Annotated in this window: 22 protein-coding genes; 9 read left to right on the plus strand and 13 right to left on the minus strand. The window is 35.7% G+C overall.

The genetic code is table 11. The features are described from left to right. A partial coding sequence (locus ACP6PK_RS30710) for a tetratricopeptide repeat protein (RefSeq protein ID WP_426565447.1) occupies positions 1-474 on the plus strand: 474 nt, incomplete at its 5' end. A gap of 169 nt (positions 475-643) precedes the next feature. On the opposite strand, the gene ACP6PK_RS30715 is transcribed toward ACP6PK_RS30710, so the two are convergent. From ACP6PK_RS30715 to ACP6PK_RS30740, 6 genes are all read right to left on the minus strand, one after another. Further along, positions 644-979, minus strand: a complete 336-nt coding sequence (locus ACP6PK_RS30715) for a XisI protein (RefSeq protein ID WP_426565449.1) — start codon at positions 977-979, stop codon at positions 644-646. Continuing rightward, positions 967-1383: an element excision factor XisH family protein gene (locus ACP6PK_RS30720; RefSeq protein WP_426565451.1), complete on the minus strand. Its 417-nt coding sequence runs from the start codon at positions 1381-1383 to the stop codon at positions 967-969. Before ACP6PK_RS30720 ends, ACP6PK_RS30715 begins: the two co-directional genes overlap by 13 nt. 262 nt (positions 1384-1645) lie before the next feature. Then, positions 1646-1975, minus strand: a complete 330-nt coding sequence (locus ACP6PK_RS30725; protein ID WP_426565453.1) for a type II toxin-antitoxin system PemK/MazF family toxin — start codon at positions 1973-1975, stop codon at positions 1646-1648. Continuing rightward, positions 1962-2180 (minus strand): DUF2281 domain-containing protein, encoded by a 219-nt coding sequence (locus ACP6PK_RS30730; protein ID WP_426565455.1) that lies wholly within the window; start codon positions 2178-2180, stop codon positions 1962-1964. Before ACP6PK_RS30730 ends, ACP6PK_RS30725 begins: the two co-directional genes overlap by 14 nt. A gap of 423 nt (positions 2181-2603) precedes the next feature. Then, a complete protein-coding gene (locus tag ACP6PK_RS30735; protein ID WP_426565457.1) occupies positions 2604-4088 on the minus strand; it encodes a M16 family metallopeptidase in 1485 nt (494 codons plus the stop codon). Between the two features lie 402 nt (positions 4089-4490). After that, positions 4491-5969, minus strand: a complete 1479-nt coding sequence (locus ACP6PK_RS30740) for a M16 family metallopeptidase (protein ID WP_426565459.1) — start codon at positions 5967-5969, stop codon at positions 4491-4493. Between the two features lie 830 nt (positions 5970-6799). Between ACP6PK_RS30740 and ACP6PK_RS30745 the strand changes: the two genes are divergently transcribed. Then, a complete protein-coding gene (locus tag ACP6PK_RS30745) occupies positions 6800-8158 on the plus strand; it encodes a cytochrome P450 (RefSeq protein WP_426565461.1) in 1359 nt (452 codons plus the stop codon). 483 nt (positions 8159-8641) lie between these two features. Further along, complete coding sequence (locus ACP6PK_RS30750; protein ID WP_426565463.1) at positions 8642-9268, plus strand: TetR/AcrR family transcriptional regulator; 627 nt, start codon at positions 8642-8644, stop codon at positions 9266-9268. 743 nt (positions 9269-10011) lie between these two features. Here the strand turns inward: ACP6PK_RS30750 and ACP6PK_RS30755 are convergent. From ACP6PK_RS30755 to ACP6PK_RS30765, 3 genes are all read right to left on the minus strand, one after another. Continuing rightward, the gene (locus tag ACP6PK_RS30755) at positions 10012-11040 is read right to left on the minus strand and encodes a DUF2207 domain-containing protein (protein ID WP_426565465.1); all 1029 of its coding nucleotides are present in this window, start codon (positions 11038-11040) and stop codon (positions 10012-10014) included. Between the two features lie 184 nt (positions 11041-11224). Next, the gene (locus ACP6PK_RS30760) at positions 11225-11422 is read right to left on the minus strand and encodes a hypothetical protein (RefSeq protein WP_094675713.1); all 198 of its coding nucleotides are present in this window, start codon (positions 11420-11422) and stop codon (positions 11225-11227) included. Between the two features lie 195 nt (positions 11423-11617). Continuing rightward, positions 11618-11896 carry a hypothetical protein gene (locus ACP6PK_RS30765; protein WP_246844418.1) on the minus strand — a complete coding sequence of 93 codons (279 nt, stop codon included), beginning with the start codon at positions 11894-11896 and terminating at the stop codon, positions 11618-11620. Between the two features lie 222 nt (positions 11897-12118). On the opposite strand from ACP6PK_RS30765, the gene ACP6PK_RS30770 reads away from it, so the two are divergent. The 3 genes from ACP6PK_RS30770 to ACP6PK_RS30780 all read left to right on the plus strand — a co-directional run bounded on the left by ACP6PK_RS30770 (position 12119) and on the right by ACP6PK_RS30780 (position 17818). After that, on the plus strand, positions 12119-13480 hold the full coding sequence (locus ACP6PK_RS30770) for a hypothetical protein (protein ID WP_426565468.1): 1362 nt from the start codon (positions 12119-12121) through the stop codon (positions 13478-13480). Between the two features lie 221 nt (positions 13481-13701). Further along, on the plus strand, positions 13702-14934 hold the full coding sequence (locus tag ACP6PK_RS30775; protein WP_426565470.1) for a DUF1822 family protein: 1233 nt from the start codon (positions 13702-13704) through the stop codon (positions 14932-14934). A 70-nt stretch (positions 14935-15004) separates the two neighbouring features. Continuing rightward, entirely contained in the window at positions 15005-17818 is a 2814-nt protein-coding gene (locus ACP6PK_RS30780) for an ABC transporter substrate-binding protein (protein ID WP_426565472.1), read from the plus strand. Positions 17819-17923: 105 nt separating this feature from the next. On the opposite strand, the gene ACP6PK_RS30785 is transcribed toward ACP6PK_RS30780, so the two are convergent. Then, positions 17924-18622, minus strand: coding sequence for a hypothetical protein (locus tag ACP6PK_RS30785; RefSeq protein WP_426565474.1), 699 nt, complete (start codon positions 18620-18622; stop codon positions 17924-17926). A 389-nt stretch (positions 18623-19011) separates the two neighbouring features. On the opposite strand from ACP6PK_RS30785, the gene ACP6PK_RS30790 reads away from it, so the two are divergent. Beyond that, complete coding sequence (locus ACP6PK_RS30790; protein WP_426565476.1) at positions 19012-20238, plus strand: RNA-guided endonuclease InsQ/TnpB family protein; 1227 nt, start codon at positions 19012-19014, stop codon at positions 20236-20238. 168 nt (positions 20239-20406) lie between these two features. Here the strand turns inward: ACP6PK_RS30790 and ACP6PK_RS30795 are convergent, their stop codons facing one another. Next, entirely contained in the window at positions 20407-20724 is a 318-nt protein-coding gene (locus tag ACP6PK_RS30795) for a peptidoglycan-binding domain-containing protein (protein WP_094672348.1), read from the minus strand. A gap of 185 nt (positions 20725-20909) precedes the next feature. After that, positions 20910-21158, minus strand: coding sequence for a peptidoglycan-binding domain-containing protein (locus tag ACP6PK_RS30800; RefSeq protein ID WP_426565478.1), 249 nt, complete (start codon positions 21156-21158; stop codon positions 20910-20912). A gap of 282 nt (positions 21159-21440) precedes the next feature. Here ACP6PK_RS30800 and ACP6PK_RS30805 point away from each other — a divergent pair, with 282 nt between their 5' ends. Both ACP6PK_RS30805 and ACP6PK_RS30810 read left to right on the plus strand, forming a co-directional pair. Further along, the gene (locus ACP6PK_RS30805) at positions 21441-21566 is read left to right on the plus strand and encodes a hypothetical protein (RefSeq protein WP_426565480.1); all 126 of its coding nucleotides are present in this window, start codon (positions 21441-21443) and stop codon (positions 21564-21566) included. Beyond that, positions 21567-21764 carry a hypothetical protein gene (locus tag ACP6PK_RS30810; protein WP_426565482.1) on the plus strand — a complete coding sequence of 66 codons (198 nt, stop codon included), beginning with the start codon at positions 21567-21569 and terminating at the stop codon, positions 21762-21764. 412 nt (positions 21765-22176) lie between these two features. Here the strand turns inward: ACP6PK_RS30810 and ACP6PK_RS30815 are convergent, their stop codons facing one another. Then, entirely contained in the window at positions 22177-22842 is a 666-nt protein-coding gene (locus ACP6PK_RS30815; protein ID WP_426565484.1) for a hypothetical protein, read from the minus strand. Between the last annotated feature and the right edge of the window lie 155 nt (positions 22843-22997).

The following is a 22997-nucleotide window of genomic DNA, read 5'->3' on the forward strand; positions in this document are numbered from 1 at the left end:
CTAGCATATTTATATCATTCTCAAGGCAAATACGAAGCAGCAGAACCTTTGTACCTCCAAGCCATCGAAATCGTCAAAATTGCCCTGCCCGAAAATCATCCCGATCTTGCCACCCACCTCAACAACCTAGCATATTTATATCATTCTCAAGGCAAATACGAAGCAGCAGAACCTTTGTACCTCCAAGCCATAGAAATCGACAAAATTGCCCTGCCGGAAAATCATCCCGATCTTGCCACCCACCTCAACAACCTAGCAGAATTATACCGTTCTCAAGGGAGATACGAAGCAGCCGAACCATTGTATCTGCAAGCTTTAGCTATTTTATTTTCCCAACTAGGACAAGAACATCCCAATAGTGAAACTGTTTGGCAGAATTATCTCACATTTTTGCAGCAAGTTGCCACGGAAAATCGTCAACAAGAGTTATCAGATGAAATGAGTTTGGATATTTTGTCACAAATTGATAACTGAAAAAGAGCGTTTCGCTGATTTTTCCGAGATTGATGTTTTATTCATCTATTGGACAATAGTTAAGGTGAGCTGATTCATCATTTTACTGAAAAGAGCGTTGGCGGAGCCTAGCGGCAGCTATATTGCTGATTTTTCCGAGATTGATTTTTATGGCTCTATTGGACAATAATTAAGCAACTCCATAATCAGTATATTCCCGCATTTCAGGAGCTTGAAATCCCAGAATAATATCTTCTTTTGGCACTCCTTGCTCCACAAGTTTTTCAGCAATTCTCATTTCCGTCATATTTTGCTCTATCCAAATCTTTTCTCCTTTAATATCCAAATGTAAAACACAACCATAAGCACGCCGATAACCATCCCATCCTACATTCATCACCATATAATGGTCTTGTTTTGTATCAAAAACTGTGTAATTATCTATCTCACCATTTGATATGGGGATGGCAGCATAAACTGTTAATATAGACTGAATAATATTGCGATAAGATTCTAAGATATCCATTGTACAATTACCTCCTGTTTTGGGTCATAAATAATTAGTTTGATTTCATATCTTTCTAAAGACATTTGGGCAAATTCCCGCTTAAAAAAACTCTCATAAGCAACCACAGGTATTGCTAAATATAAAATTCGTGTTGGCTCGCTAATTTCTAAAGCTAACCGATAATTCAAAAACTGTCCTAAAGCACCATGGTAATCTGTTAATGGGGAATCAGTCAAAAAACTTTTAATCTCAACTGCAATTTTTTCTTCACCACGTTCTGCTGCTAATAGTTTTTCTGCACCTAAATCAATTTCAAATTTAGTTCCGCCTACTTCCAGTAGCAGGGGATCGTCGGTTATCTGCCATTCCTCCTTTTCCAAAGCAATTCTAACCACAGCATGAAATTTATCCTTAGCAGCCATTTTTACTCTTCTCTAATTTTGGCAATTTATGACTCATATTTTACCTCTTTATTTATTATAAATTATGCAGAAACCAGGTTTATCAAAGAAAGCGATGCTGCCAGATTTAATATACAGCAGTTTCCGATGTTATGAAGTACACCCATCGCGGGCAAGATCCCGCACTATAATATTTTCACCATTTACCTTGTACCTCATTTGACCGAAATCTGCTGTAAATTATCCACTATGCAAATTAAACAACAAAAAAATTATACTGCCATCACTCATCTAATATTTCCGATAAAGCATTTTTCAAAGCTTGGCGATTGCCATCTTCAAGTTTTCCTAGTTTCCTAATAAAAAAATACTGATAACTGATAACTGATAACTGATAACTGAAATAACCAGCATTACTCCACTCTGTAACTATAACTTCTCCAACACGAGATATTACTTTATTTTGACTGGTAATAGCCATAATAATTAAATCGGTATATTGACTATTATAAATATCCGAACTTACTACAACAGCAGGTCGCTTTTTGCTAGTAGTTTGGTTAGTAAATGGAAATGGCACTAGAATAACATCACCAAATTTATAAATAGTCATAATCATCATCTTCGGGATTATCCCAAATTTTATCAAAAGCTGCTTCAGACAGTTTAGTAATAGAATTAGTCAAATTTTGCTGTTGTTGTCGCTGAGACAAAAAATCTACAAAATCTATTATTTCGGAAACTTTATCTGGAGGTAAACTCCGGATTTTGGTAATTAGTATTTTTTCCGATTCAGTGTAAATGTTTGTGTTTGTCATTAATTTATATCAAAATTATGTGCTTTTGGATTTTCTATTCCTAAATATTATTTGTTGGAGCAAAGACTTGTGGATATTTGGTAACTTTGGTGATGAATAAAAGTTATTTTTGTCAACTTCTAAGTATAGCAATACTTTTGATAATTGGTCTAAGATGGTGCGTTACGACGGATTGTTAAATGCCTTTCAAAGTCTAAATTTTAACCGTCTAACGCACCCTACTGGAATGTTTCAGCTAAAACTGTGCATTAGATTTTAGGTTGTGGGAAGACAAGGAAGACAAGGAGGACAAGGAAGACAAGGTGGTAAGGGAGAAAAAATCCTATTGCACCATTTTAAGATGAAACAGTTCACTACAAATTTTGCTTGTAGGGGCGAATGGCCATTCGCCCCTACGCATTACTTGAGCTAAAAGCTATAAATTTAACTTGGTTCCGGAATTGTAATATCTATAGAAGTAATTTCAATCCCATTTCCCAGACTACTCAGAGGCGGTTGAATTCCCTCTTTATTACCCACAACTAAAGTTACCATTTGCTCTGGTTGCAAATATTTTTCAGCTACTCTCTGTACATCTGCAACTGTAATTTTTTCCAATTCCTGGCGATAACGGAAAATGAAATCTTCAGGATAATCATAATATTCATATCGCATCAAACGGGATAAAGTTTGAGCTGGATCTTGAAAGTTGAAAATAAATGAATTGAGGGTAGAGTCTTTAGCGTGCTGAAGTTCCTCTTCTGTAATAGGTTGAGTGCGGATACGTTCAATTTCTTCCTTAACAGACTCAATAAATGGTACAGTTGCATCCGAACGAGTTTCACCACCAGCGACGAATACTCCTGGATAATCATAGTTAGGACTCCAATAAGCAGAAACAGAATAAGCTAAACCTTGGCGCGATCTAATATTATTAAACAAACGCCCTCCTAAACCATTGAGAACGCTATTCATTACGCTCAAAGCTGTATAATCAGGATTATCTAATTTTCCGCCCAAATGACCCATTTGTATATAACTTTGATTGAGCTGAGGTTGTTCGACAAAAAATATATCACCGACTTCAGCTTGAGTAACAGTTGGTAGAAGTGGTTTTACTCCTTTACTGCTTGGTTCCCAGTCCCCTAGTTGTTCTTTAATCAGCGATCGCATCTGTTTAGTCTTAAAATCTCCGACTATTCCCAAAATCATATTCTCAGGATGAAAATATTTGGCATAGAAATCAATTAAATCTTCCTGGGAAATATTGTTGAGGGTTTCATATTCAACAGTTCGAGCATAGGGGTGCTCTTCACCATAAATCAATTTTTGGAACTCACGACCAGCAATAGAGCCAGGGTCATCATTCCGACGAGAAATACTACCTTGCCATTGTTGTTTAGCAAGCTCTAATTTTTCTTCAGTAAATGCGGGTTCGCGAATAACTTCGGCAAATAATCCGAATACTTTTGTCAAGTCTTCAGTGAGACAACTAAATCTAGCACTACCAGCAGTACCGCCGATACCTGTTTCGACTGCTGCTGCTTTTTGTTCGAGTAGTTCGTTTATTTGTTCGGGGGTGTGTTGAATTGTGCCTCCTGTACGCATAACAGTTCCGGTTAAGTCTGCTAACCCTACTTTGTTTTCTGGTTCAAATCTCGAACCTGTGCGAAATATGGCGCGTCCACCAATTAGGGGAAGTTCATGGTCTTCCATGAGATACACAATTATGCCATTATCAAGTTGAAAGCGAGTATAATCTGGTATCTCTAATTCTGGCAATGGTGGAAATTCTAGTTCAGTGTAATGTTTTGGCGGTGCTAGAGCGATAGCTGGTATTCGCCCTAGAATAGATAACAGCAATACTATTACTAAAAATGCTGTTAAGACAAGTTTTGATTGAGTAGTTTTCTTTTGGTTAGAGAGCATAGTTTGTTGTTGTTATATTAGAGGTAAAAGTAGATTTTGTAGGTTGGGTTGAGGAACCGAAACCCAACACAGCAGTTCATTATTGTAGGGTGCGTTAGACGGTGAAAATCTAGACTGTGAAATGGACTCAACAATCCGTCGTAACGCACAATTTTAGATCCAGATCAACGGTGCGTTACGGCGCAACCTATATTTTTGACAGTTAAACCCTAGTTTTTGGTGAGCGCCTAACGCACCCTACTGGACTGCTAGTAGGGTGCGTTAGACGGTGAAAATCTAGACTGTGAAATGGATTCAACAGTCCGTCGCAGGGCACCATTTTAGATCCAGATCAACTTATTGACGGTGCGTTACGGCGCAACCTATATGTTTGACAGTTCAACCTTAGTTTTTGGTAAGCGCCTAACGCACCCTACTAGACTTAGGAAGTAGTCTCCCAATAGTGCGGTTTTCTGCCACGAAAGTTTCTTGAGCAACACGCTGAATATCTTCTCTAGTTACAGCATTAATGGCATCCAACTCTTTAAATAGATTTTGCCACGAACCTGTTTTAACTTCGTAGCTTAAGAGAGCAGTGGCCATACCCATGTTAGAATCAAGAGAACGCAATAAACCTGCTCGCGCTTGAGTCTTTACCCGTTCTAATTCTTGCTCAGAAACTAACTCTGTTTTTAACCTTTCAATTTCTGTTTGCAAAGCCGATCCTACTTCATCTATATTACTATTAGGAGAAGTCATGGCATAGAAGAGCATCAGATGTGCATATTTACTTCCCGGATAACCACTAAACCCTCTGGCGACGAGTGCAATTTTTTGTTCCTCAACTAATGACTGATATAGGCGAGAAGTACGACCATCACTCATAATACTAGCAATCATATTATAAATTGCATTGTCGGGATGATTCACTGCTGGTCGATGATAACCTTCTATATACCAAGGTTGGGATTTTAACTTCATCGTTACTTCCCGTGTTTCGGTTTGGGTAGGTTCGACAATGTTGACTCTAGGCGGTCTTTGTTTGACTTTGTAACGACCAAAATATCTTTTTGCTAATTTCTTGACTTCTTTAGGGTTAACATCTCCAACTATCCCGACAGTTAAATTACTAGGAACGTAGTGAGTATCAAAAAAATCCCGAACATTTTCTCTGGTTAAATTTTGGATATCCTCTGAATAACCAATCACAGGGCGACCATAAGGATGTACTAGGAAAGCTTTATCGAGGAATTGTTCTAATAATTGAGCAACAGGTGAATTTTCAGTGCGCGATCGCCTCTCTTCCATAATTACTTGTTTTTCTTTGTAAAATTCCCTAAATACTGGGTCTAGAAATCTTTCTGACTCTAAAGACATCCATAATTCTAATTTATTGGCAGGTAAACTATAAAAGTATTGGGTATAGTCTGCGGAGGTGGCAGCATTCAGTCCGACTCCTCCTGCTTGTTTGACAATTTTCGAGAACTCATTTTGATTCACATATTCAGATGCCAACTTTTGAGCTTTCTCAAAGTCTGCTTTGAGTTGGGCAACCTCTTCTGTTTTGCCATCTGTGCTAGCTTCCTGAATTTGTGCGAATATCTGGTCTAATTTATCTAAAGTTGGTTTTTCTGCTTCATAGTCTTTTGTGCCGATTTTTTTTGTACCTTTAAAAGCTAAATGTTCCAGATAGTGAGCTACACCTGTTTTTCCATCTGGTTCATTTGCTCCACCCACATCAGCATAAATAACAAAGGATATAATAGGAGCATTATTTCGTTCTAGAACAATGAATTTCATGCCATTATTGAGGCGAAATTCTGTGACTTTTTTAATTACTCGGTCTAAGTAGGGTTTGATTGAGATTTTTTGGTCAGGAGTAGATTCCTTTGCTAAGGCCATACTGGGTGCAAGGCCAAAACATAAGAAACATAAGGTAGTTAGGCAAAGGCAAAATTTGAGTGATTTGCGAAACGAGCCATTAAGGAATAGGTTATTAAAGTTGGCCTTGTCCAGGAGGGAGCTAATTAATTTTTGAGACCAGCAGGGAAATAATATAACTTGAGATAATAAGTTTTTCAGCATATCCAATTATTATTTAGGTTTTTTCTGTTGGTTTTGGGTAGACTTTTCTAGTTTATGGCCAAACATCAGTAATCAAATCACTATATTTATCTAAAATTATATTCTGGACTATTAGAAAATTGATGTTGACCAAAAAAAAAGGTCTCAAGCCTCCCCTTTGAAGAGGATAAAAAAAGAGAATATTCCTTTATGTCAAGCCTCTGAGTTTCCTAGGTCATGCTGCGCAAACATTCAGAGGTAATGTCTCGCTGCGCGACATATTTGCGGAGCATTCCCTATACGAAAAAACGCAGTTACGACCTTATGAGGCTAACTGTTTCGCTGCGCGACATGAAAAGCGTAGCTCCTCCGACAGGAGGCTAACTGAAATGACCTGAGTTCTATGAGCAAAATTTCTCTAGCTGTAACGTCTTGAAAACTAGAGACAGTAGAAAAATTTGCTCTTGTAAATAATAGTGATAAAATAACTCTAATCTTTATTTGAAAGAGTAACAAATCTATTGATATAGCAATCCTAAATAGGTTGTAAGATTTTATCGTAGGGGTTTGGTCTCCAAATCACTTGATGCTTTGGTTTGGAGACCAAACCCCTACCGTTTTTTCTCACAAATCATTTAGGATTACTATACTATATAAATTCAATATTTATGAATATGAATCCAGTTTATTCTTTGCCTTTGCCACCTGGTAATTTAGGATTACCTTTTTTTAGACAAAACAAAAAAATCCAAAAAAATCATCAGAATATTATAGAAGAAATTTACCAAAAATATGGTCCTATTTATAAAACCAGACTTCTAGGTAAAAAATTTATTTTATTTCAAGGATATGAAGCTGTTAAATTTGTTGTAACTAATGGAAATCAATACTTCACATCTGCTAATAAAAATCAATACTTTACATCTACTGAAGTTTTTAGGAATTATCAAATAATATACGGTCAAAGTGATATTACTGTCTTAGTAGATAAAGAGCATATAGATAGGCAAAAACTATTATCTAAAACTCTCAAAAATAAAGTTTTAGATAACTATATTAATACTATACATAATTTGAGTCACAGCTATTTTTCAAAATGGATAAAATATGATTTTGTAGACTTATATTTTGAAATAAATAATTATACTTTAGACCTGGTTTCAAAATTATTGCTAGGGATAGATTGTGGCTCAAAAACTGAGATAGGTAATTATTTAAAAGATATGATTTCAGGATTAAATACCATTCCTTTAGCTTTTCCTTGGACTAAATTAGGTCGTGCTTTAAAAAGTAAGGATAAATTATTTCATCAATTTGAACAAATTATTATAAAAAGACAGCAAGAGAGTGATTTTGGTTCAGATGTATTAGGCATATTACTTACAGTTCAACAACAAACGAATAATAAACTAACTGTAAGAGAAATAGTAGAACAAATGGTGAATCTTTTAGCATTAGGAAGAAAGGAATTAAGTTCGGCATTAACTTCTTTTTTAATCTTAACATCCGAGCATTCAGATGTTTTAAAATCACTTCAAATAGAACAAGAAAAATTGGATAGAGCAGAACCACTATCTTTAGCTAAATTAAAGAAAATGGTTTATCTAGAACAAGTTATCAAAGAAGTATTACGGCTAGCTCCTCCTGTTAGTTGTGGATTTCGACAAGTCATTCAAGATTTCTCTTTTCAAGGATTCCGAATTCCTAAAGGGTGGTATATAAGTTATCAAGTTAATTCAGTTCTTCAAGACCCAGAAATATATGATCAACCAGAAAGATTTAATCCAGAAAGGTTTAATACTGCAAATGCTGAAGATAAAAAGAAACCTTTTTGTTATATCCCATTTGGAGGTGGTGCAAGGGAATGTATAGGCAAAGAATTTGCTTATTTGGTCATCAAAATTTTTATATCTTCTCTACTGGATAATTGTAGTTGGAAATTTAAAGAGAATCAAGATTTGACAATTAATAAATTTCCTGTTGCTCGACCAGCTAATAAAATAGAAGTTTGCTTTACCAATGGATAATGGATAATGGATAATTGATAATTGATAATTGATAATGAAAGAGTTTTTTTAATCTCTAATCCCTTTGAGGGAGAGGATTGACTAAAAGGAAAAAATTTATTTCTCTATAGTTACTATAATTAAAGCTCGTAGTTTTGCTCTAGCCACAACTCTAGATAAGGCTGAGAGCTATTCTACAAACAAAAACTTTATTATAAGTGATTATCTGTTAGGGTAGCTCCCCCTTTTAGGGGCACATGATATTATTCATTATCAATTAATGAAAACAAAATAACCAGCATTTGAATACTAACTGATACTTTCTATAGTAATCCGTGCAGGATTTGTGAAAAAAAATTGTCTGGCTTTGGTCTCCAAATCCGATTTTCGCTTTGGTTTGGAAACCAAAGCTCTACTCCTCTACTCCCTAGTTTATTAATTAATCATTAAATTGTTAAATAATGAGGCTACAAATAGTTAGAGTAAGATAAAAAGTTAACTATTATGAAAGTTTCAACTCAGTTACAAACTCCAGAGATACAGACACGAACTAAAATATTACAAACAGCTCAAAAATTGTTTGCTAGACATGGATATGATGGTACGACAATTCGTGATTTAGCAAAGGAGGTGGGAGTAGCAGAGAGTACATTATTTCATCATTTTAGTAATAAAAAGGCAATTTTGATAGAGTTGGCTACGACAGGATGGGTGGAAATTCTTACAGATTTATTGACAGAATTAAGTGAGATGTCTAGCTATAAAGCTGTAGCACAAGTGATGCGTCGCCGGATGTTAAATATTAGTCGCAATGCAGATATGATGAAAGTCTGTTTCTTGGAAGCGCAGTTTCATCCAGAATTGAGAGATAAAATTCAATCGGAAGTTATTGAGAAAATGACGGATGTGGCGGAGGCTTTTTTTGCAACAGCGATGGAGCGGGGTGTATATCGTCAAATGAATCCGAAAATTGTGGCACGGGTGTTTCTAGGAATGTTTGCGATCGCGGGTTTTAGTCAAAAAACCTTATTAGAACCTGATGCTTCTCCCCAAGCAATGCAAGAAATGGCGGAGGGGTTAGCTGATATTTTTCTGAATGGTGTTTTGGTCTCTGAAAAAGGTGTTCAATAATTAATAATTAATAATGGCTTTGTTCCATGAAAGTAGCGATAGAACATCCGTTCCGCTTTTCGGCTGTCGCCGATATGAAAGGTGAACCTAGTGGCAGCTATATCACTCTCTTTCTATAGATTGATGTTTGATTCATCTATTGGACAATAGTTAGAGCTGGCTGATTAAGTCTAAAAGCCTTTACAGGTAAAGGTTTCATTCTTTTTATGTCGAAGATTGATGTTCTATTCATCTATTGGACAATAGTTGTAGAAGTATGAAGTACATATGCTTAAGCTTGTGCGGTAGCTATATGCTTTCATACAACAAAGCCATTAATAATTAACAATTAACAATTACCTCTTCTGTAATAGAAGGATTGGCGCTCAAGGAATTTTTTGATTTTTTCTCCATGAATGGAGAGGCTTTATACCTTGATTTTTCGGTAAATGTTAGATATTGGAAAATTCCAGCAATTATAAGCTTTTTGTCAAACCATTGTAGGGACGTTCCACGGAACGTCCCTACAGTCTTTTTCGGAGAAGATTTACAAAAGTTTAATTGTGGTAAGCGGATTTAGTATTAGTGGGGGGCGGTAGTTATGGCCATATTGAGAATAGCTAAGTAGGCAGGTGGGAAAATTTACAACTATGTCATTGGAACTGGAACGGAGTAAAAGGCAGCAATCTCAATGGTATGAGGTGCATCGACATTTCGTTATATAGTGAGGTTAATGGGTAGTAGTCCTAATTGTTCAACTGATACTATCCACCGCCACCACCACCGCCACCGTCGCCACCGCCACCGTCGCCACCGCCACCACCGCAGCCACCGCCACCGTCGCCACCGCCACCGTAACTACCGCCACCGTAACTACCGCCACCGTAACTACTGTCACCGTAACTACCGCCACCGTAACTACCGCCACCGTAACCACTACTGTCACTGCCTCCTCCATTGGTCTTACTACGAATAATCAAGGCGATAAATAAAACCCCTATCCCTATCAATATGAATATTGTGAAGTTTGTCTCAAATATCAGGTCTGATAATCCTGAAAAAAGAGAACTAACTGCTTGATTCCGCTGCCAATTTGGTTTTGCAACATCAAGAATATTATGGGGAAATAGCACCAGCACTTCTATTTCTTGTTGCGGTGGAATTGGTTTTTGAGCAACAAATTCTACCGTTGTTGAATTAATTTTTCGAGCGTTAGTTGGCACTCCAAAACTTTTATAATTTTGGATTTTTTCTGATAAAACTTCCGGTAGTCGGACTATTATTTTGCCATTCTTAATAACAGCACTCCGGTTAGCAAATATAGCTTTCCAGTAAACCTTATCTCCACTATCATTAATATGTAAACCACCAATAACCCGATATTTCAAGACAAAAGTATGAGCTTCAGGAGCATTGAGTTGATGTTGCCATTTAATCCATATCTGGTTATTTTGGATTTCAGTTTGACTAGGGATTTGTTCTTGATTTTCCCAAACTGTAACATCAGTAATTTTATCGACTTTATCTAGTGGAATATATCGATATCTTTGGTTTGTATGGGGTTGGGTGAAAACATATTTCTGGGTTTCGCTGACCAGCATATCTCCATTTTTTTGCAAATCAATTTCAACATTGATAAAATTCCAGTAAAAAGGAGAAGTTTCCTGAGCAATAGTTTGTAATGCCCGAGATAAACCAATCAATAGTGCTACCAAAAAAATTAATATTTTCCGTAGTTTAAATCTGGATTTTTTACGAGAGTATGGTTCTATCAAAACTGGTAATTCATTCATTTTTTCTTTTCCTTAGTAGAGATAAAAAAAATTGTTGCAAATCAATATAAAATAAACAAACTGAATTTTATCGTCATACTCAATCATTCCTTGTATAAATACTTTTTGTTAGCAATAAATCACCCTGAAAAAAATCATAATTATTGCTCTATAAGTAGATTTTTTTTTAATCTTCAATTGATGCTTAGTCAATTACCCAATAACCATTTTGTCGCCAATATTGTTCCTTTAAAGCTTCTGCTAAATTTTTTGGTTGAATCCAACCTAGAAACACCAATAGTTCTCCTAGTTTGAGATGCAATAAAGTCTGAACGTTTATTGCTTGGTTTAGTTTAACTTGAGAAATTAATTGTCTTCGTACTAAAATTTCACCTATTTTCATAATCGTGTTTCACCTGAATTTATTTTGTCTGTTCATTACCTACTAGCTTCCATCAAGGTTAACTTATGCAGGTTCTACCAATTATTTCTCAAAAGTGCATAAGTTAAAATCATCAGAGACTATAATAAAAATGAAGTTAGTTGATGAAGTTTGAAATTTTATAGCGCTTTTTATTTCGGTAGATCACAAAGTAGGTTAGTCAATTATCCAATCACCATTTTCTCGCCAATATTGTTCCTTTAAAGCTTCTTCTATATTTTGTGGTTGAATCCAACCTTGGAAGACTAATAGTTCTCCTAGTTTCAGATGCAATGAAGTCTGAATATTTATTGCTTCCTTTAATTGATTTTGAGAAATAAATTGTCTTCGCAGTAATATTTCACCCATTTTCATTGAAGTCTGAATATTTATTGCTTCCTTTAATTGATTTTGAGAAATAACTTGTCTTCGGAGCAAAATTTCGCCTATTTTCATTATCGTGTTTCTCCTGATTTATTCTGTTCATTAACTACTAGCTTCAGTCTGGGGGAACTTATGCAGGTTCTGTCAATTATTTCTCAAAGGTGCATAAGTTAAAATCATCAGAGACTAGAGTAAAATAGAACCTTTAGGAGAATGTATTGTAAGTGCTAATGAGCCTAAATACTGATTTAATAAAGTTGAATAATACTGTGGAGGAGTATAGGGAGGAGACAAATGGTTCTGAGCAAGAACTACTGGACATTACGCAAAATTGATTTAGCTAGCTATAATGTGTCTGCTTCTCAGAGGGGATATCAAGAGGAGGTACTATTGCCTGTTCAGCAACAATTTCAAATTTGGTTTCCGTCTATTGCTGAACTCAAAGAACTCCCCTCTCAAGATGACCGAAAAATTCAAGCTACTTTGCTATCTCACTTTCTATCTCAAAATTCTGTCTCTTCTAAACAAGGAAGCATAACAGCAGGACTTTCTTTGCGTTGTTACATTTCCCATGCTATTGTTCATGCTTGTCACAAACTGGCTCAACAATTTGGCGATCGCTATGGTTTTTCCCACCTAGACTTATTGTACCTGGTACTTACTGATGATGGTAAAATTAAGAGCTTTGAGGAAGTTAGCGAAAACTCTCAGTCTTCTTACCCTTATTTTTGGGCGCACATTTTGAGAAAGTTCAATCCTAATAAAGCTGGACTCTGGAATTGGACTTATTTACTCACCCGTCGCCACCCAGAATTAACTCGAACGTTATGGGTGGAATTTGGTTTGTCTTTAACTACTCCTTGGGGAAAACTCAATGATATTAAGCGTTACCAAATGGAAACTCTTTCACCTCAAGAACGGGATGTGGTAGAAGCGTTTCATGGAGTATATCGGCGCGATAGGCGAGAAAACGGTGCAAGAGGGAAATGTCCTGAACCTTCTGCATCTCAACTTCAAGAAATGCGCGATCGCCTTTTTCCCAGGGGAATTGTATATAATTATTCCGAGGAACTACTCGATCAATTGAAAACTATTGCCCAGTTTCTACAGGAACAAATTTTCAATCCAACGGAGATTTCACCTCCCTCTAATTCTTCAGCAATGGAACTTGAATTTCTAGACGAAAATCGCGATCTAGCTATTATTGATGCTATTGAAAATGTGCTTTCTCAACGTTTGCATAAACTACAAAAAAGTGCATGGTATAGTGAATTTTCTCCTCATTTTTTGCCTAGTTTACGACTAATTTATTGTGAAAATAAATCTCAAAGTGAAGTAGCTCAAGAATTTAATATCAATAATCAATCTCAAGTTAGTCGGATTTTAAAACTTAAGCAAATGCTGAAGCAAATTCGAGAACAAGTAATGGAAAAATTGCTACATATTTTGTTGAAGAAAGCAAACTTAAATTCAAGTCAAGGGGTTTTAGATGCAAATGCTTTTGATTCTTTAATTGAACTTTTAAGTCGTTATTTAGATGAAACCGTTTTTATAGAGGCAGCTAAGGAAATTTCTACAGGAAGGAAATACAAAAAAATGACAAGTTTTTTCTCTGAAAAAATGCGCTATTATCTTAAATATAGTCAGCCTAAGTAGCTAGGTGAAAAAAATTACAAGTACGTCCTAAGCAACGGTAACTCCGTGGAAGGAAGCAATCTCAATGCTTTTAACTGCTTTAATATTTCGTTACATAGTGACATTTATTCACGTCTACCTACTTATTTGACAGTATAATAAATACTAAAAAAATTACATTAATTATTCCATTAATCACAAAAATCAAATTTGAAATTACAACAATAAACCGGAGACTTAATATGAATACTCGTTCTGATTATGATCAAGTAAACCGAGCGTATTATCGACAATTACAGTTAGAAACTATTGATTTAGAACCTGAAGATTTTCAGCAAGCAAATCTCTTAAGTTCTAAATTTAATAACGAAGCCCAAAAATGGCAAGCTTATTTGAAAATATTGGCTTTATTTGCACTAAAAAAATGGTTGAGCGATCGCCATTTAAGATTAGATAATAGAATTGAATCTCTGACAACTAATCAAATTATTAGTTCTGAACAAATGAGCAATCTGCAAGTCGGCGGATTTAAAGTTTGCTTACTGACAAATGAGAGTATAGTAAATAAAAGAATAGAAATTCCTGTAAAAATGATTAATTCACCAGATTTTGCTGCACATTTATACATAGTAATACAGGTTTTAGTAGAGGAAGAAGAAGCTGTTATAATTGGATTTATACGGCATGATAAATTTAAAAATCAGTCTTTACAAAAAAACGAAATAGGAAATTATAAACTTTCTTTGTCTGAACTAAATTCTGACTCCAGTCACTTAATTTTAAATCTTAAATATTTGAGTCCGGCAGCTATTGAAATCCCCCAAAAAGAAAAATTAACAACCTGGTTAGAACATATTTTTACAGCAGGTTGGCAATCTGTGGAAGAAATTCTAGGAAATCGTAAACCAATTATACAAATGGCTTTCATTTTAGATAAAACAACAGAAAAATTATCTCCCAAAGCAGTTAAAAAATTTCTCAAACAATTCCAAATGACTCAAAAACAAAGAGGAAAAATACAGACAGATTTATCTCAAGCTGAACTATCAGATACAGAAGTAAATAAAGCTCTAGTAAAAATTTTACAAACAACAGAAGATGAAGAAACACGCTGGCAAATTGCCGAATTGTTGTGGGAAATTGACCCTAGTCATCCAGCAGCAGGTGTACGTCGAGCTATCGATCTAGGAATGCACCTAGCAGGAGTTCCAGTAGCACTAATGATAGCCATTTTACCCAAACCAAACCAAAGATTTGCTGTTCTTTCCAGAGTTTATCCTCTGCAAGACCAATCTTTTTTACCAGCAAATTTAAAACTTATTGGTTTAGATGAAATGGGGGAATCTTTATTTGAAATTCGTGCTAGAGAAAGAGATGATTATATTCAGTTTAAATTTACTGCTGATGTAGGCGATCGCTTTAGTCTTCAAGTTAGCCTTAATTCTGCCTCTGTGACAAAGCACTTTATTATTTGAATCAACTTAAATAAATAGTATAATATTACAATATAAAAAAAATATGGATTAGAACAACAAATTAATAATAATGACTAGACAAGTTGTTATAAAAATAGAAGAAGGCAGTTTTGAATTAGGTTTTCCTGTTTCCCTAGAGTTTTGGCAAGATGGTAGGATTATTGCCAAAGAACGCAATTGTCCTCAATTGCCCCCTAACCCAGATTTTCCTAGAGTTTATGACGAATGGAGAAAAATTTATACTCAGTTGGGAGACAAATGGAGAAACGGCGTTGCTGATTTTGGATATAATTTCTATTTGTTGGCGATCGCTAAACTATTGAATGATACATACTTGAGATTATTCAGTTTTTATTTTCATACCTTGATTCAGCAACGCCAGTCGGTGACAACACGAACGATAGAGACGCAAGCGGGACAAATTACCCATGTCTCCAGTTTAGATGAATGCCAAGATGCCACTCTCACCCTGGAATCTAATGTCAGAAATTGGTTGGGGCAACCTATCTTTGGAGATATTCGTGGGCGAATTATAGGACGACTAAATGATGGAACTTCAAATCAATCAGTACGAGTTATCATCGATACATCAAATCCTTATCTGCGTAAATTATCCTGGGATTATTGGGATTTATTTGAGAGACCATATTTTTTACCCCAGGCAGAATTTGCCCTTTTATCTCAATATAATCGACCAACAGAAACGTTGAAGAAACCGATTCATATTCTGGCAATTTTTGGGAGCGATGAGGGGGAATTAGAACTGGAACAAGATCGGGAACTGATTGAAAACTTAAAAAGACATGGTGCAAGTATTAAGTCTATTCCGGAAAGGGGAAATTCTCTGACTCCTCAAGAACTATTTGATACTATTTGGCAAGGAAATTGGGATATTATTTTTTATGCAGGACATAGTTCTGAGCGGACTATTCATGTCGATCATACCTTAAATTTATCAATCAATTTTTTGAAAGAAGCTTTGAGGAGAGCGGCTCCTAGAGTTAAGCTAGCAATCTTTAATTCCTGTGATGGACTGGGTATTGCTGAATATTTAGCTGATTTTGATATTCCCCATGTGATTGTGATGCGAGAACCTGTTCCGGATTTAGTAGCACGGCGTTTTTTGCATTATTTATTAGAAGAATTTACCCAAGGTAAACCTCTCCACGTCTGTGTTAGAAAAGCACGGAAACACTTGCAAGAACTGGAAATTCCTGTTCAAAATGAATTGTTTTATCCAAGAGCATCTAGACTGCCTGTACTCATCCAAAATCCTGCTACGCCAGAACTATATTGGCCTAAGCAACCCACACTTCCAATCAGACAGATAATTCTGTTTTTGTTGATTATCATTGGCTTTTTTGGGGTTTCTAAACGAATCCCGAAATCTGAAGCGATGACAGATAACATCAGCATTGGTGAGGAAATTCTGGTAAAACTGTTTCAACCACGAGACAAACAAAGGGGTGTAGATGCAGTTGCCCAATGCCAGAAACCCTGGAATTATTTTCTACCTATTTGGAACAGTCATATTCGACAACAGTGGAGTGATTGTTTTGTCACCAAAAAAAGTTATCAGGAGGCGGCTCAAAATCTTCAAGAAAGCTGGAATACAGAACGAAGAGACCCAGAAACTTTAATTTATCTCAATAATGCAATTTTAGCCGCGACGGGTGTTGATTACTATACTATTGCAGTTGCTGTTCCAATTATACAAGATGAAACTGGGCAGGCGAGTAATGCAGAACTTGCTGAAGAAATCTTGCGGGGAGTAGCTCAAGCGCAAACAGAAGTTAACTTGACTTTATTCAAGCAGAAAAAATCCTCTGATTTCACTTTACTGTGGGCAAATTTTCTAGACTCGAAAAGCTTAAATGGAAAAGGTTTAAAAGTCATCATTGCTAATGATGCTAACAAAGAGGAGAAAGCAAAGAAAGTCGCCAATACAATAGTCAAACGGTCGGAGATTCTTGGTGTTATTGGTTCTTGGACCAGTGAGATGACAATGGCAACTGTAGATATATATAACCGAAATGAATTAGTATCAGTTTCTCCTGGTGCGGCCACTTCTGAACTCAGCAAACAACCGCGACCGTTTTTCTTCCGAGTTATCACAATTAATCATCTGCGAGCAGAAGCAATGGTTGATGTCTTGATGAATAAAATTAATCAAAATAGAGCTACAATTTTTTATAATCCTGCTAGTCCCTATTCTAGTGATTACAAAAAACATTTTAAACAAAAACTCTCAGAAAAAGGAGGATATCTCATTGATTCATTTGATATTTCTCAGCCTAATTTTAATGCTAAAAGTGCTATCCAAAAAGTCAGAAAATATGGTAAATCAGCTATTGTTCTCATCCCAGATGGGCAAGTGACTGATTCTTTGGCTCATGCTCTGGAAATCATCAAAGAGAATGACAATCAAAACTGGATAATTGCTGATTCAGGAATTTACAGTCCTAAAACCCTGAATATCGCTCAACCAAAACTCTTGGAAAAAGTAATTGTAACTATTAATTGGCATCATTTAAACAGTCCCCAGCCTGAATTTGCTCAAACCACTGTGCAGCTTTGGGGAGGTCCTGTTAGTAACCGTACAGCTTTGAGCTATGATGCAGCTAAAGTGTTGCTTGAAGGAATTCGGCAACAACCTACTCGTCAGGGAATTCAGAACATTCTAGCAGATCAAAGTTTCAGTATTGATGGGGTGACAGGAAAAATTAAATTTAAACCAGGGACAGGCGATCGCCAAAAACTACCCTTGGAGTTAGTTAAGATTGTTCCTTGTCCGAATCAGATGTTCGGCTTCACATTTATTCCTGTGAAGTTTTCAACACCTGAAGATGCAGGATTGAACTGTTCGAGTTCTGTCGATTTATGACTCCTAATACCAACAGGAATTACGCCAAGACACATATATAGCCTTTAGCAATTGCTTCAAGTGCTTCAAGTTAATCTTAATTCTCATTCCTAATTTATTTAGTATTTAGTTAGACCTGTCATATTGATCATTCCAGGGTCCAAGTATTCCTAAAACTTGATTTCCATCCCATATTACTGTAGCAGTAGTATGACCATGATCAAAGTACGGACAATCTTTCCCAACTTTAAATATTTCTCTATGTTTTGTTGCGTGAAGTGTCCAGGTTATACCAAGACGATTTTTCCATTGAAGTGTGTTATCATCGATCCGACTAATAGTCACATAATGCCAATCGTTTTTTCCACCAGAATCATACAAATGATTTTCATAGTTTCCCACAATTGAATTGACAACCGAATCAGTACCAACCTTTTCCATCAAGCGGTTCAAGATTACATATCCTTGTGGGTTGACAACAGTCAGACGGATAATTGATGGATTTTTAGGGCGGTGAGCAATAATATATTTATGATTTCCGTCTTTAAAGGTATAAGTATAGCCTTTGTTATTCCCTTTAATATCAGGATTTTTCAAAGTTAGAAAAGCACCACTTCTTCCAGATTTAGCTTCATAAGTATAGTTTCCGAACTCATCTAATTTCAGCAAAACAACCGAATTTTCGCTATTATCCATGAAAGCTCCAGTTGGACGGACAAAATCGGTAGGCATTGCAGAAGCACTATGAGAATTTAAGGTAATATCTGCGATAGCAGGAGTAGATAAACCAATAATAGATGCAAGAGCAATAGCTTTGATATTCATATTTTTCTCTTTCTTTAAGTATTTTGTGGGTTTGTTTTGTTTCCTAACTAAGTCTTCAAACTCAATTGTTTTGTATCCGTATTTATAGTTAATAAAAATGCCAGAATAAAATTTGGCACACAAAAACCTGCAATTAGGGCTAAAACTAGAGAAACTGCAATGAGCGTGCCAATTAATTTTGTAACCCTTTTCTGGCAATATTACCCCATCATATTGAGTGGATACGAAAATTCAACAATATTGGCAAAAATGGGACTTGTAGGATTTCTGTAGAGAATAACTATGGGTGATTAACTGTTGAATGAAAATTGTAGAAAGTAGTTGCTAGAAGTAGAAAAGTGTGTTAATATATCAACAGGTAACTAAAGCTTATGAAATAATTCAGGTGAATGCGACTTGTTGACAGACATATTATTAACCGAACACATAACTTTTGGGCTTGTTGTGATGAGTTAGCCTTTAAGTCAAAAAACTTGTATAATTTAGCTAATTATTATTGTCGTCAGCATTTTTTCAAGTTCTCAAAAAGTCTGGATTTAACCAAACTATACCATGCAACCAAAGATAGCGATGCCTATAGAGCCTTACCAACCAAAGTATCAAAACAAATAATCAAATGCTTAGTTGCCACTTGGCGTGGTTATTTTCAGGCAATCATTGAATGGTCTAAACATCCGGGGAAGTTTTTAGGTAAGCCCAAAATACCCAAATATAAGGACAAAACCAAAGGTAGAAATGTAGTTATATATTCAAAGGAATCAGTCTATAAAAGCCCTTTGAAAAATGGTATTTGTCACTTATCAATGAGTGAAATCAAAATACCTGTAGTTGTGGATACTGTCATCGAAGTGAGGATAGTACCTGCGACTGCCTGCTATATAATTGAAGTAGTGTATGAAAAAACGCATCAGCCACAAATACACTCAACATATGTAGCCGGAATTGACTTAGGAATTGACAGATTAGTTGCTCTATCTACAAATAAGCCTGGTGTTAAACCTATGCTGATTAACGGGAAGCCACTAAAAAGTGTCAATCAATTATATAACAAGCGTAAAGCTAAGTACCAAAGTGCGTTATCAGGCCAGAAAAAAACTAGCCGTAAGATTGAAGCGTTAACCTATAACCGAAATCGTTTTGTGGAGAATTATCTGCATAACACCAGTAAATTAGTAGTTGAGTATTTAACCAGAAATAATATTGGTACTGTAGTCATAGGCAAAAATGATAACTGGAAACAAGGTGCAAACATCGGTAAAAAAAACAATCAAAACTTTACCCAAATACCGCACTATAAGCTAATTCAACAGATAACTTATAAATGTCAACTGGTTGGTATCAAAGTTATTGAAACTGAAGAAAGTTATACCAGTAAAACATCTGCTATTGACCTAGAAAAACCAATATGCCATGAAAACTATGTAGGCAAGCGAGTCAAACGTGGTTTATTTAGAAGTGCAACAGGTAAAGTGATTAATGCCGATATCAATGGCAGTCTTCAGATAATCAGAAAGAAATTCCCAGGGGCTTTTACTGCCGTTTGCGTAGCATTCCGTAGGATGGGAATAGTGAGCTGTGCCGTACAGCCTGTATTGGTTAATCCAATATCAAGATAAAAGCTGTTACGATTTTCTACAGTTTTTTTCGTACGGTAGTGTATCAAAGAAGCGTGGATAAAGGAGTGAAGTACCTCAACTATAACGAAGTTTAGTTAAGGTTACCCCTATCTAAAATGAAACACTTTTAGATGAGGACTCCTTATGCTTTCTGTCAGAGCGATAGTTTTAATAAGTATATTTGAAGATGGCATCACCTAACGCTTTCCAGGTTTGGGGACCCACGACTCCATCTACTGTAATCTCAGGCGATGGAAAAGGAAAAGTAGCGTTATAATTTTCCTGAAACTCAGTTACTATTTGTTGGCATTGACTATCGTAGTTGGCATCAAATCTCACGTTAGTTGTAATCAGAGATGGTCTACTTGGTTGCATACCAAACCAATAGATTGAGGATAACAATTGTTCAAGAAACCGAACACTATCTCCACTATCTCCTTCTTTTAATACTGGCAAGCTTGATACAGTCATTGTTGATACAGTCATTTGAGAAAATTCCTTAGTTTAGTTGAAGATGATTGTAGCAATCAGTAATCAGTTTTCAAGTCGTATAATGAGGATTTTCACCCCCGAATTTTAGCTGAAGACTGAATGCTGGTCAAAAAATGGTTTGTTGATAGCTACCAAAACCATAGCTATGGTTTTGTTAGTTTTGATTAGTGAATTCAACTCTAAATATCGATCAATTCTAATTCTCCCCAAGTTAGAGGACCAACAATTCCATCCACATCTAATAAACCACCAGAGGATTCTTGGAATTTCTTCACAGCTTTTTCTGTTGCTGGACCAAATATTCCATCAACTTCCAAGGAAGCAGATATAAGAAAATTTAACCGTCTTTGTAGATATGCCACGTCTTCACCACGGCTACCAAGGGCAAGAGTAGGACGAGCGTTAGTTGCTTGAGTTCCAGTAGACATAATTTTCTCCTTGTTTTTGAATTGATCCAGACTTACGCAGTAACGCTATTTATAGAGGTCATTATTCCAGATAAGGCGACTATATTTAGTGCCGTTGTGTAAGTCCTGCTTTATATTTTTATTATCAGTGCAATCCTGGATGAATAGTAAAATGTGCATGAGTTATCACAATTAACTTTTTATTGTGGATGGACGTGAATTTTCTTACACAATTAACTTTTTATTGTGGGTGAGCATGAATTTTCTTACACATTGATTAGCAGTTAGGGGTCACATTCTGCCATGACGGCAGTTCAGGAGAGAAAGGGAGGCAATATTAGAAAAGCTCAAAGTTTTAGTCGTCATGCAGACCTGAAGACCTTGATGATATATGACGACAACTTGCAACAACCACAACTGGAGTTTTAGATGAAATATAAAATCACTTTCTCTGCCGACTTCCCTTCTGGAGATGATATTTTTGTTGAGGATTTTGTGGAAGTATTAGAAGCTGAGGCAAAACTTAGAAAACTTGATATTTACGGCATTCTCAACAGAAAGCTTGAGGAAAAATATGACAATTTCAATGATATTAATTATGAAGGAATGAGGGTAGAGAAAGTCTAATATCGAAAAACAGAAAACAGAAAAAAATAGCCCCTAAGTCTATAGGGGCTAAAACTTTTTCGAGTCAAGATTGCTATATTTTTATTATCAGTGCAATCCTGGATAAATAGTAAAAACGTGCATAAGTTATCACAAAAATTCTGCTGCATCCTCTGGACGTTGGATTGTATTATTATTGGACAAAAAGTAAGTGTAATATTATGTAAGACTCAACTATTTTTGATCACAGAGAACTTGGCACTTAATTACAGTTACTCTAGTTTTACGCCAAAACGGAGCGTTTCTTGATACTGAAATTGATTTTAGGTTTTCAGTCTAATTTAGGTTTGATAACTTAATTAACAAATGTAGTTAATATACGAACTATTTAGGGACAATGTCCATATTATCATTCCCACACTTTACTGATGCACTACCAGTATTTACAATACGAAATTATCTGCTCTTCTGTCTTCTTATTTTTGGTATCTTCATTTCCAAACAAGTAGTAATCAAAATCAAACCAAACTTTGTAGACGCCATTTTTACTATGGTTTATATAAATACTAAATTGATCTACATCATTAGGAGGATATTTGAATTCCTGATCATCTAAAACTTTAGAGTCAGATTTTTGAGTTAAACTAGCACTGTATTCAAACTCTTTCATCATCGCACCACTGAACTCAGGTTCATTAGTTAATTGGGGACATTCTAAGTAATCCCAATTAATAGTTAATCTTTTGACAATAAAAGTACCACTAATATTTTGATTACCTATTTTTATGTCGGCATAACTATTCTTGCTATCTATTTCATTCATATTATATATAACTGTAGGTTCAATATTAGAATTATCAAGAGGTGGTTTTTCACCTGTAGTTGTAGTTGGAGGAGTTGGAGATGATGCAAAGTTAAGAACGATACCAAGCACTAGAATAAATAACCCTATAGGAATAGTAAATTTTTTTTGTTCTCGTGAAACCTCAATTAGACCACCTATTTTTGTGACAAATCCTAAAATAATAATCAATAGTCCTGCCACAATTAGCATGGTTGGTATTTGCAAATTAAGTAATACTGTTATTACGTCTGTCATGTTTTCTAAGTTCTTTAATTGTAATGAGCTGGTGTTGAAGACAGTATTAATAGCGGTTTAAAATGCGCTAGAATGTTTTCTATTGTATTAAGATAGGCGAGAATAACTGAATTCCTCAGTGGGAGCATTGAACTCCCACACTTGGATAATACAAC

Source organism: Dapis hubbardiae BLCC-M172 (assembly GCF_050016015.1).
In the GTDB taxonomy this organism is placed as follows: domain Bacteria; phylum Cyanobacteriota; class Cyanobacteriia; order Cyanobacteriales; family Microcoleaceae; genus Trichodesmium.